The 11,007-nt window shown below is 67.7% G+C and carries 9 protein-coding genes; 6 read left to right on the forward strand and 3 right to left on the reverse strand.

Annotation, left to right across the window (positions count from 1 at the left end; all coding sequences use genetic code 11):
* Positions 1-3: 3 nt before the first annotated feature.
* The 3 genes from ABID97_RS12110 to ABID97_RS12120 all read right to left on the reverse strand — a co-directional run bounded on the left by ABID97_RS12110 (position 4) and on the right by ABID97_RS12120 (position 1,702).
* Positions 4-669, reverse strand: a complete 666-nt coding sequence (locus tag ABID97_RS12110) for a phosphoribosyltransferase (RefSeq protein ID WP_354398717.1) — start codon at positions 667-669, stop codon at positions 4-6.
* Between the two features lie 144 nt (positions 670-813).
* Positions 814-1,221 (reverse strand): Hsp20/alpha crystallin family protein, encoded by a 408-nt coding sequence (locus ABID97_RS12115; RefSeq protein WP_354398718.1) that lies wholly within the window; start codon positions 1,219-1,221, stop codon positions 814-816.
* Between the two features lie 43 nt (positions 1,222-1,264).
* Positions 1,265-1,702, reverse strand: a complete 438-nt coding sequence (locus ABID97_RS12120) for an Hsp20/alpha crystallin family protein (protein WP_354398719.1) — start codon at positions 1,700-1,702, stop codon at positions 1,265-1,267.
* A gap of 264 nt (positions 1,703-1,966) precedes the next feature.
* On the opposite strand from ABID97_RS12120, the gene ABID97_RS12125 reads away from it, so the two are divergent.
* The 6 genes from ABID97_RS12125 (at position 1,967) to ABID97_RS12150 (ending at position 10,997) form a co-directional block, all read left to right on the forward strand.
* Entirely contained in the window at positions 1,967-2,323 is a 357-nt protein-coding gene (locus ABID97_RS12125) for a hypothetical protein (protein ID WP_354398720.1), read from the forward strand.
* Positions 2,324-2,353: 30 nt separating this feature from the next.
* The gene (locus tag ABID97_RS12130) at positions 2,354-2,674 is read left to right on the forward strand and encodes a hypothetical protein (protein WP_354398721.1); all 321 of its coding nucleotides are present in this window, start codon (positions 2,354-2,356) and stop codon (positions 2,672-2,674) included.
* Between the two features lie 201 nt (positions 2,675-2,875).
* On the forward strand, positions 2,876-4,774 hold the full coding sequence (gene glgB, locus ABID97_RS12135; RefSeq protein WP_354398722.1) for a 1,4-alpha-glucan branching protein GlgB: 1,899 nt from the start codon (positions 2,876-2,878) through the stop codon (positions 4,772-4,774).
* Complete coding sequence (locus ABID97_RS12140; RefSeq protein WP_354398723.1) at positions 4,771-6,822, forward strand: alpha-1,4-glucan--maltose-1-phosphate maltosyltransferase; 2,052 nt, start codon at positions 4,771-4,773, stop codon at positions 6,820-6,822. Before glgB ends, ABID97_RS12140 begins: the two co-directional genes overlap by 4 nt.
* Before the next feature lie 10 nt (positions 6,823-6,832).
* Positions 6,833-10,165: a maltose alpha-D-glucosyltransferase gene (gene treS, locus ABID97_RS12145; protein ID WP_354398724.1), complete on the forward strand. Its 3,333-nt coding sequence runs from the start codon at positions 6,833-6,835 to the stop codon at positions 10,163-10,165.
* Between the two features lie 76 nt (positions 10,166-10,241).
* On the forward strand, positions 10,242-10,997 hold the full coding sequence (locus ABID97_RS12150; protein WP_354398725.1) for a mechanosensitive ion channel family protein: 756 nt from the start codon (positions 10,242-10,244) through the stop codon (positions 10,995-10,997).
* The last annotated feature ends 10 nt before the right edge of the window (positions 10,998-11,007 follow it).

Below are 11,007 nucleotides of genomic sequence, written 5' to 3' on the forward strand. Positions count from 1 at the left end.
TCCTCAGGCTGCAACGGGACGGAGGCGGCTCGCGTCTGCGAGCAGGCGGCACACTTCCTGGTCGCTGGTCTGCGAGAAATCCAGGTACCAGCGGCCCACGCCCAGGAAAGGGTCGGGCGCTTCGGCGCATGCGACTTCGTCCGCTTCGGCGCGCAGCAGCTCGCAGGCTTCGGGCGCCGCCACGGGCGCGGCGGCGATCACGCGGGCGGGCGCCTGCCGGCGTACCGCGCGCACGGCAACGCGCATGGTCGCGCCGGTGGCCAGGCCGTCGTCCACGAGGATCACGGTACGCCCGCGCAGCTCCGGCGCGGGGCGCCCGCCGCGGTAGACGCGTTCGCGGCGCTCGAGTTCGCGCTGCTCGTCGCGCGCCACTTCGTCGACCGCCTCGGCCGGTATGCCGAGTTCGCGCAGCAGCATGTCGTCGAGCAGCCGCTCGCCGCCGCTGGCGATGGCGCCCATGGCGAATTCGGGGTTCCACGGCAGGCCGAGCTTGCGCACCACCAGCACGTCGAGCGGCGCGCGCAGCGCCTTGGCCACCTCGTACGCCACCGGCGTGCCGCCGCGCGGCAGGGCAAGCACCGTCACGTCGGAGCGGCCGGCAAGATGAACCAGCCGCAGGGCCAGCGCGCGGCCCGCCTGCGCGCGATCGCTGAAAGATTCGAAAGCCATGCCGGTGTCCTTGCGGCCACCATATTTTTGCCAAGCCACCGACGCTGTAGGGCGAAGCTCACATCGGCGTAGGCGCAGCGCGGCCGATCGTCAGGCGCGCGGCGCCGCGGCGCTGGCGCGGTGCGCCAGCGTCTTGCACAGTCCTCAGGCCGCCTGGACCTCGATGCGGCGCGGCTGCGCGTGCTCGGCCTTCGGAATGCGCAGCTTCAGCACGCCCTGCTTGAGCTCCGCCGAGATGGCCCCGGTGTCCAGCTCCTTGCTCAGCGTGAACACGCGGCGGAAGCGCGCCAGGCCCACCTCGGTATGGCTCGACTCCAGGCCTTCGGGCACCGCGAGATCGGACTCGGCCTCGATGGTCAGCGTGTCGGAAGCCACGTGCAGGCCGAGCTTGTCGCGCGAGACGCCGGGCAGGTCGGCATAGAGCGTGATGCCGCCGCTGTCCTCGATCACGTCCACTGGCGGCGTCAGCGCGGCATCGCTGTAGCGTGCGCTGTCGTCCTTGCGGGAAAGCTGCGCCCGTTGGGCAACACTGGGCGATGTGTGGGTCGTCATGGTCGTCTCTCCTTTCGTCTCTCTTTCTCAGTTGTCCTGTCTCTTACTGGACCGTGATGCGGCGCGGCTGCGACGAGGCGCGGCGCTGCACCGAGATCTGCAGCACGCCGTCGCGGTACCTGGCCGTCACGGCATCGGGGTCGGCATCGTCGGGCAGGGTGAGTACCCTGCGGAACGATCCCTGGAAGCGCTCGTTGATGTGGATGGCGGCCTTCTCGTCGTCCTGCGGCAGCGCGTTCTCGCGCTTTCCGGCGATGGTGAGAAGGCCGCGTTCCAGGTTGAGCTCGAGGCTCGACGGGTCGATGCCGGGCGCGAAGGCATAGATCTCCACCGTCTGCGGCGTGCCGCCGATGTTCAGGGCGGGGAAGCCGTTGCGGCCGAAGCCGCGGATGGTCGGAGACAGATCGAAGGCCTGCTGCATCTCGCGCTGCAGGCGATCCATTTCGGCGAACATGTCGCGCGGGAACAGGGATCGGTACATGGCGAAAACCTCCTTTCAAAACAAGGTTGAGCGGAGCGCCGGAGGCGTCTCCAGCGCTTCCGATGTGCGAAATAGGCGCGGGCTCGGGATTTTTCAAGAGGATTTTTTTCGCGGCCAATGCAGTGGGCATGCCGATTGCCCGCGTGCTATGGACTCCACTTTCCGCAGCAAAAAAACCAATGCTCCGATCTCTTGAAAGGCACAGGCAAAGAACCTATTTCGAACGGCGTCTGAATCGTCAATCGAACCCAGAGGAGATTTGCCATGTCGATGGACCTGCTCAAGCAGATTGCCGCATCCCGCCTGCCCGTGTCGTTCCGCACGCCCAAGGAGATCGACGGGGTCAGGATTCTTCGCCAGGCCGGACTCGTGATCGCGTTCGTGCCGGCACCCGCCGACCCGCTCAAGCTGTCGGGCGCCGAGCCCGCGGCACAGGTATTGGCCATCACCGAAAAAGGCCGCGAGGAGCTGGCGCGCATCCGGTACCCGGGCGAGGTGGCGCAGGCCCGGCCGCGCCACATGGGCCTGAAGAACTGGTTCGCGGGCGGCCGCGGCGGACATGGATTGCAGCAAGTCTTACGCACCCGCTCCCACGATTCCCACCCCTCCGGCGGCATGTAGCCGCATCCTTCCCCTTCCAGGAGACGACCCATGGACTTCGAAGGCATCTACTGCTTTGACACCGCGAGCGTGCGCTTCGCGGTCTACCCCGACGGTCCCGACGGCGCGCGCATCATCGCGCAGATTTCGGAGGAAACCCTGCACGACGTGTTCGGCACCAGGAACCTCGGCGACCGCCTGCTGGAGACCTGCAAGGCGCACTTCGATGCGATCGGCGCCGCCGCACTGCGCCGATACCGGTCCAACCCGAATCGCGCCATCGACCTGGGTGTTGAAGACTTTCTGCCTCGTCCCGCGCCAAGGTCCGCAAGCGGGAGGGACGCCTCGTCGGCATCGTCGGTCGCCGCCTGAACAAAACCGCGCACAGGCGCGGTTTTTTGTATGCGCCCAAGGCCCGTATGGGCAACTCTCCGACACGGCAAGGCGGTGTGCGCCGTAACCACCGGGGCCGGATTCTTTGCAAATTGGAGGGTCGGGTCGCGTCGAAGCCGAGAAAGTGTGTTCCCTCGAACACCCCGGATCGCTGGCCTCCAACCAGAACAAGGAACAACGGTGCCAGCGAACCAGCCGCCAAGAACACCCGAAGCACAAGACGCCTACCTGTTCCAGGAAGGAACCCATTCCCGCTTGTACGACCTGTTGGGTTGCCATCCGGCAACCGAAGGCGGTGCGCATTTCGCCGTCTGGGCGCCCAATGCCGAATCCGTCTCGGTGGTCGGCGACTGGAACCACTGGTCGGGCGAGGCCGACCCGCTCTCTCCGGCGCCCGACGGCACCGGGATCTGGCGGGGCCACGTTCCCCACGCGACCCTGGGCCAAGCCTACAAGTACCGCATCCGCTCGCGCCACGCCGGCTACGTGGTCGACAAGGCCGATCCGTTCGCCTTCTGCAGCGAACCGCCGCCCGCCACGGCGTCGCGCATCTGCGAACTTTCCTATGAATGGCAGGACCGCGAATGGATGGCCACGCGCGGCGCGCGCAATGCGCTCGATGCGCCGATGTCCGTCTACGAGGTGCACCTGGGTTCATGGCGCCGCAAGGACGGCCAGTTCATGGGCTACCGCGAGATCGCTCACGAACTGGCGGCCTACATGAAGCAGATGGGCTTCACGCACGTGGAGCTCATGCCCGTGACCGAGCACCCGTTCTATGGCTCCTGGGGCTACCAGACCACGGGCTACTTCGCGCCCACCGCACGCTTCGGGTCGCCGCAGGACTTCATGTACCTGGTCGACCACCTGCACCAGAACGGCATCGGCGTGCTGCTCGACTGGGTGCCTTCGCACTTTCCGACCGACGAGCATGGGCTCGGGTATTTCGACGGCACGCACCTCTACGAGCACGCCGATCCGCGCCAGGGCTTTCATCCGGAGTGGAACTCGAGCATCTTCAACTACGGACGCCCCGAGGTTCGCAGCTTCCTGGTCTCGTCGGGGCTCTTCTGGCTCGACCGCTACCACCTGGACGGGCTGCGCGTGGATGCGGTCGCGTCGATGCTGTACCTGGACTATGCGCGCCAGCACGGCGAGTGGATTCCCAACCGCCATGGCGGCCGCGAGAACCTCGAGGCCATCGAGTTCCTGCGCACGCTGAACCGCGCCGTGTACCGCGAGCATCCCGACACGATCACCGTGGCCGAGGAGTCGACCGCATGGCCGCGCGTGTCGCGGCCCACCGACATGGACGGCCTGGGCTTCGGCGAGAAATGGAACATGGGCTGGATGCACGACGTGCTCGCCTACATGAAGGAAGAGCCGGTCCACCGCAAGTACCACCACCACAAGATGACCTTCTCGCTGGTCTACGCGTTCCACGAGAACTTCGTGCTTCCGCTCTCGCATGACGAGGTGGTGCACGGCAAGGGGTCGCTCCTGGGCAAGATGCCGGGCGACCCATGGCAGCAGTTCGCCAACCTGCGCGCGCTGTTCGGCTTCATGTGGGCGCACCCGGGCAAGAAGCTGCTCTTCATGGGCGGCGAGTTCGGCCAGCGGCGCGAGTGGACGCACGACGGCGAGCTCGAGTGGTGGGTCTGCGACCTGGAAGGGCATTCGGGCCTGCAGCGGCTGGTGGCGCAGCTCAACCGCGTGTACCGCGCCGCGCCCGCACTCCACCAGCAGGACTTCACCGCCTCGGGTTTCGAGTGGGTCGAGGCCGACGATGCCGAGCGCAGCGTATTCGCGTTCGTGCGCAAGGCACGCGACGGCCATCCGCCGCTGCTGGTGGTCAGCAACATGACGCCGGTGCCGCGCACCAACTACCTTCTGGGCGTGCCGCAGGGCGGCTACTGGCATGAACTCATCAACACCGACGCAGTGGAATTCGGCGGCTCGGGCTGGGGCAACCTGGGCGGCGTCGAATCCGCGCCCGTGCGCTCGCACGGCCGCATGCAGTCGGTGTCCATGACCCTGCCGCCGCTTTCCACGCTGATCCTCGAGCACCGGCCCCTATGAAAAAACTCTTCGCAACCCAGCAGACGCCCGCCGCTTCGAGGATGCCCGATGTGCGCGACGGCAACCGGCGCGCCGTCATCGACGCCGTGCTTCCTTCGGTGGACAACGGCCGCTTCCCGGTGAAGTGCATCGCGGGAGAAATGGTGCGCGTGAAGGCGCACTGCTTCACCGACGGGCACGACGTGCTGCGCGCGGTGCTCTGCTGGCGGCCGCAGGACAAGACCGAGTTCCGCGAGGTGCCGATGAAGCCGCTCGTCAACGACGTGTGGGAGGCTGCTTTCTCGCCCCCTGCGCTCGGGCGCTACTTCTACACGGTGGTCGCGTGGGTGGATCCCTTCGAGTCCTGGCGCAGCGAGATGGCGCGCCGCGTCGAGGCCGACGACGTGCGCATCGCGTCGCAGGTGGGCGCACTCGAAGTGGCCGCCGCGGCCGAGCGGGCCGAGGGCGCCGACCGGCAGGCGCTCTCGCGGTGGGCCACCGAGCTGGACGCCGTGGCGGCGCATCCCGCATCGGAGGTGTCGACCCTCAAGGCGCTGGCGCTCGACGAAGAGCTCGCGATGCTCGCGCGCCGCCACCCGGACCGGCGGCACGAGGTGCGCTTTGCCGTCGAGCTGCCGCTGGAGGCCGAGCGCGAGCGCGCGCGCTTCAGCACCTGGTACGAACTGTTCCCGCGCTCAGCCGGCCCGACCCCGGGCGTGCACGGCACCTTCAAGGACGTGGAAGCGCGCCTGCCGGCCATCGCGGCCATGGGTTTCGACGTGCTCTACTTTCCGCCGATCCACCCGATCGGCCGCGTCCAGCGCAAGGGGCCGAACAACGCGCTCGCAAGCGGACCCGACGACGTGGGGAGCCCGTGGGCCATTGGCGCGGCCGAGGGCGGGCACAAGTCGATCCTTCCGGCCCTCGGCACGGCGGAGGATTTTCGGCACCTGTACGCGCAGGCCGCGGCGCACGGGCTGGAGATTGCGCTGGACATCGCGTTCCAGTGCGCGCCCGACCACCCCTACGTGAAGGCGCACCCCGACTGGTTCCGCTGGCGGCCCGACGGCAGCGTGCAGTACGCCGAGAACCCGCCCAAGAAGTACCAGGACATCTATCCGTTCAACTTCGAGAGCGAGGACTGGCGCGGCCTGTGGACGGAGCTGCGCAGCGTCATCGAGCACTGGATCGGCGAGGGCGTGCGCATCTTCCGCGTCGACAACCCGCACACCAAGGCGTTTCCGTTCTGGGAGTGGGCCATCGGCGAGATCCGGCGCGAGCACCCGGAGGCGATCTTCCTGGCCGAGGCCTTCACGCGGCCCAAGGTGATGCACCGCCTGGCCAAGCTGGGTTTCTCGCAGTCCTACACCTACTTCACCTGGCGCAACACCAAGCAGGAGCTCGTCGAGTATTTCACCGAGCTCTCGACGCCGCCGGGCGTCGACTACTTCAGGCCCAACGTGTGGCCGAACACGCCCGACATCCTGCACGAGCAGCTGCAGGGCGGCGAGGCCTCGGTGTTCATGTCGCGGCTGGTGCTTGCCGCCACGCTGTCGGCCAACTACGGCATCTACGGGCCGGCCTACGAACTGCGCGAGCACCTGCCGCGTTCGCCCGGCAGCGAGGAATACCTCGACTCCGAGAAGTACCAGCTGCGCCACTGGAACCACGACGACCCCGCGAGCCTCGCGCCGTTCATCGCCCGCGTGAACCGCATCCGCCGCGAGAACCCGGCGCTGCAATGGGACCGCAGCCTGCGCTTCCTGCCGATCGACAACGACCAGCTGCTGGCCTACGCCAAGACCTCGGAGGGCGGCGACAACGTGATCGTGACCGTGGTCAACATCGATCCGTACAACGTGCAGTCGGGCTGGCTCGAGCTCGAGCCGGCCAGCGTGGGCGTGGACCGCGCGCGTGCGTTCCAGATGCACGACCTGCTGAGCGGCCAGAGGTTCACCTGGCAGGGCGGGCGGCACTACATCCGGCTCGATCCGCACAGCGTTCCCGCGCACATCTTCGTCGTCAGGCGACGCCATGGCGACGAGCGCGACTTCGACTATTTCCTGTAAGGCCGCGCCCATGAATGCCCCTGTCTCCCACATCGCACTCGAAACGGTCGAAATCGACATCAGCGACGATCCGCTGTGGTACCGCGACGCGGTGATCTACCAGCTCAACGTCAAGGCCTTCTTCGACTCGAACAACGACGGCGTGGGCGACTTCAAGGGCGTGACCGCCAAGCTCGACTACGTGAAGGAGCTGGGCGTCAACACCATCTGGCTGATGCCGTTCTACCCCTCGCCGCTGCGCGACGACGGCTACGACATTTCCGAGTACGAGGACGTGAATCCGCAGTACGGCACGCTCGACGACTTCCGCGAGATGCTGGACGCCGCGCACGCGCGCGGGCTGCGCGTGATCACCGAGCTGGTCATCAACCACACCTCGAGCGACCACCCGTGGTTCCAGGCCGCGCGCCGCGCACCCGCGGGCTCGCCCGAGCGCGACTTCTACGTCTGGAGCGACACCGACCAGATCTACCAGGGCACGCGAATCATCTTCACCGACACGGAGACCTCGAACTGGGCCTGGGACCCGATCGCCAAGGCCTACTACTGGCACCGCTTCTTCAGCCACCAGCCGGACCTGAACTTCGACAACCCGGCGGTGCTGGAGGCCATCTTCAAGGTGATGCGCTTCTGGCTCGACATGGGGGTGGACGGCTTCCGGCTCGATGCGATTCCCTACCTGGTGGAGCGCGACGGCACCAGCAACGAGAACCTGCCCGAGACGCATGCGGTGATCAAGAAGGTGCGCGCCGCCATCGACGCGCAGTACAAGAACCGCTTCCTGCTGGCCGAGGCCAACATGTGGCCGGAGGACGTGCGCGAGTATTTCGGCGACGGCGACGAGTGCCACATGGCGTACCACTTTCCGCTGATGCCGCGCATGTACATGGCCATTGCGCAGGAAGACCGGCACCCGATCGTCGAGATCATGCAGCAGACGCCGGACATTCCCGACGGCTGCCAGTGGGCCATTTTCCTGCGCAACCACGACGAGCTCACGCTCGAGATGGTGACCAGCAAGGAGCGCGACTACATGTACACCATGTATGCCGCCGACATGCGCGCGCGCATCAACCTGGGCATCCGCCGGCGGCTGGCGCCGCTGATGGAGAACGACCTGGACCGCGTGAAGCTCATGAACGGCATGCTTCTGTCGATGCCGGGCTCGCCCATCATCTACTACGGCGACGAGATCGGCATGGGCGACAACGTGTTCGTGGGCGACCGCAATGGCGTGCGCACGCCGATGCAGTGGAGCCCCGACCGCAACGCCGGCTTCTCGCGCGCCGATCCGCAGCGCCTGTACCTGCAGCCCATCATGGACCCGATGTTCGGCTACGAGGCGCTCAACGTGGAGGCGCAGGCGCGCGACAGCAGCTCGCTGCTCAACTGGACCAAGCGCATGCTGGCCGTGCGCAAGACCAGCCATGCGTTCGGGCGCGGCAAGCGGCGCTTCCTGAAGCCGGGCAACCGCAAGATCCTGGCCTACCTGAGCGAATACGGCGACGACATCATCCTCACGGTGTTCAACCTCTCGCGCGCCGCGCAGCCGGTGGAGCTCGACCTCTCGGCATTCAAGGGCCGCGTGCCGATCGAGATGCTGGGCCGCGCGCCGTTCCCGCCCATCGGCGAGCTGCCGTACCTGCTCACGCTGGCCTCGTACGGTTTCTACTGGTTCCGGCTCACGTCGGACGCCGAGATGCCGAGCTGGCACCAGGAGGGCGTGGCGCTGCAGGAGTGGCCCACGCTGGTGCTTTTCGACGGCTGGACCAGCTTCTTCCGCGACCGCGTGATGCCGTGGCGCATCGGCATGTCGGAACGGATGCGCAACCAGTTCGAGCTGGAGGTGCTGCCGCGCCACATCGAGATCCAGCGCTGGTATGCCTCGAAGGGAACGACGATCGAACGCGCGCGCCTGGCCGATCACGCCGTGTGGGAGGCCGGCGCGCAGAGCTGGATGCTGCCGCTGCTCGAACTCGACGGCCCGCCCGGCGGCGCTACTTATTTCATGCCGCTGGCGCTGGCCTGGGAAGAGCGCGACGAAGAACGCATGGCCGGTGTCGCGCAGGCCGCGCTCGCGAAGGTGAGGCAGCAGGCGCAGGTGGGCCTGATGGGCGATGCGTTCTACGACGAGGCCTTCTGCCGCGCGCTGCTCCAGGCGATCCGCGGCGGCATGGAACTGGAAACTGCCAACGGGCGGCTCCGGTTCCGCGCCACGGCCGCCTTTGCGGCAATCGACCGCGACATCGCGAGCCTGCCGGTCGGCCGGCCGAGCGGCGTGAGCAGCAACACCGTGGTCACGGTCGACGAGACGCTGTTCCTCAAGGGTTACCGGCACGTGCGCGAGGGCCTGAACCCCGAGCTGGAGATGGGCCGCTTCCTGACCGAGGTGGCACGCTATCCGCACTGCGTTCCGGTGCTCGGCGCGCTCGAATACACCGGCAACGACGGCCGCGTCATGACGCTGGCCATGGTGCAGTCGTATGTGTCGAACCAGGGCGACGGCTGGGACCACACGCTGGGCTACCTGGAGCGGTTCCTCCGCGACTTCGCGACCACCAACGGCGCGCTGCCCGACGCGTCGGCGGTGCATGGGGGCTTCCTCGCGCTCATGGCGACGCTGGGCCGGCGCACCGCCGAGCTGCACCAGGCGCTGGCGATGCGCACCGGCGCCGCGGCCTTCGACCCCGAGCCGCTGCTGGCCGAGGACATCGCGCGCTACGTGGCGCAGGCCCGCTCCGATGCCACCGCCACGCTGTCGCTGCTGCGGGAGCGGGTGGGCCAGCTGCCCGCCGCGGCGCAGCCCGATGCCCAGGCGCTGATCGACATGGAAGGCGCGCTGCTGGCCTCGGTCGATGCGCGCAGGCCCGAGGCGCAGGGCAGCATCAAGACCCGCTACCACGGGGACTGCCACCTCGGACAGGTGCTGCTGCGCGACAACGATTTCGTCATCATCGACTTCGAGGGCGAGCCCGCCCGCAGCTTCGACGAGCGGCGCGCCAAGGGCTCGCCGCTGCGTGACGTGGCCGGCATGCTGCGCTCTTTCAACTACGCGCGCTGGTCGGCACTGCGGCGCGTGGCCCAGAGCGCGGAAGAGGCCGCCTACCTCGCACTGCCCGCCGCTGCATGGGAGCGGGCCGCCAGGCAGGCGTTCATGGACGGCTACACCGAGGCGCCCGCCGCGGAGGGCGGCGCGGTGCGCATCGATGCCGAACTGCTCTCGCTGTTCGAGCTGGAGAAGGCGCTCTACGAACTGCGCTACGAGCTCAACAACCGCACCGACTGGGCGCAGGTGCCGCTGAACGGCGTGCTCGCGATCCTGGATGCGGAGCGGCCCGGTTGATGCTTGCACTGCCTTCCGCCCGCCTTGACGTCACCGCTACCGCAACCGCAACCGCCATCACGCACCGGAGAGAAACATGGACAGATTCGGCATTCACCTGGAGCCGCTGAACGCGATGCTCTACCAGGTCGGGGCCTTTGTGCCCCGGCTGGCCATTGCGCTCGTCGTGGTGCTTGCGGGCTGGCTCATTGCCAAGACGGTGCGCTTTGCGGTGACCAAGGCATTGCGCGCGATCAATTTCAATGTGCTGACCGAGCGCGCAGGGCTGGACAACTTCCTGCGCCAGGGCGGTTGGCCCGGCGACACCAGCAGCCTGTTCGGCGTCATCGCCTACTGGCTGGTGATCCTGGCGGCGCTGCTCGTGGCGTTCAACGGCCTGGGCCTGAGCTACATCGCCGACCTGCTCGGGCGCGTGGTGTGGTTCGTGCCGAATCTCTTCGTCGCGCTGCTGGTGATTGCCTTCGGCTCGTACTTCGCGCGCTTCGTGGGAGAGGCGGTGTCCAGCTACTTTCGCGGCGCGCAGCTGCGCGATGCCGTGCTGCTGGGGCAGGTGGCGCGCTATGCGGTCATGGCCTTCGTGATCCTGATCGCGCTCGACCAGGTCAAGATCGGCGGCGACATCGTGCGCGAGAGCTTCCTGGTGGTGCTGGCCGGCGTGGTGTTCGCGCTGGCGCTGGCCTTCGGCCTGGCGGGCAAGGACTGGGCCGCGGCGCAGATCGAGCGCTGGTGGCCGCGCCTGCCCAAGGACAACATTCCGCCGAGGGACGCCATCCCGCCCAGGGACAGCCTCCCGCCCAGGCCCAGCCCGCATGACCAGCGCCCGCCGCGCTGAGATCCCTTTC

The sequence above is a fragment of the Variovorax sp. OAS795 genome, assembly GCF_040546685.1.
Lineage (GTDB): Bacteria > Pseudomonadota > Gammaproteobacteria > Burkholderiales > Burkholderiaceae_C > Variovorax.

Excerpts from the sequence above, each read along its gene's own strand:
- ABID97_RS12150 (WP_354398725.1), top strand. The coding sequence starts at position 10,242 with ATGGACAGATTCGGCATTCACCTGGAGCCGCTGAACGCGATGCTCTAC.
- ABID97_RS12120 (WP_354398719.1), bottom strand. The coding sequence starts at position 1,702 with ATGTACCGATCCCTGTTCCCGCGCGACATGTTCGCCGAAATGGATCGC.
- ABID97_RS12125 (WP_354398720.1), top strand. The coding sequence starts at position 1,967 with ATGTCGATGGACCTGCTCAAGCAGATTGCCGCATCCCGCCTGCCCGTG.
- ABID97_RS12130 (WP_354398721.1), top strand. The coding sequence starts at position 2,354 with ATGGACTTCGAAGGCATCTACTGCTTTGACACCGCGAGCGTGCGCTTC.
- treS (WP_354398724.1), top strand. The coding sequence starts at position 6,833 with ATGAATGCCCCTGTCTCCCACATCGCACTCGAAACGGTCGAAATCGAC.
- ABID97_RS12110 (WP_354398717.1), bottom strand. The coding sequence starts at position 669 with ATGGCTTTCGAATCTTTCAGCGATCGCGCGCAGGCGGGCCGCGCGCTG.
- ABID97_RS12115 (WP_354398718.1), bottom strand. The coding sequence starts at position 1,221 with ATGACGACCCACACATCGCCCAGTGTTGCCCAACGGGCGCAGCTTTCC.
- ABID97_RS12140 (WP_354398723.1), top strand. The coding sequence starts at position 4,771 with ATGAAAAAACTCTTCGCAACCCAGCAGACGCCCGCCGCTTCGAGGATG.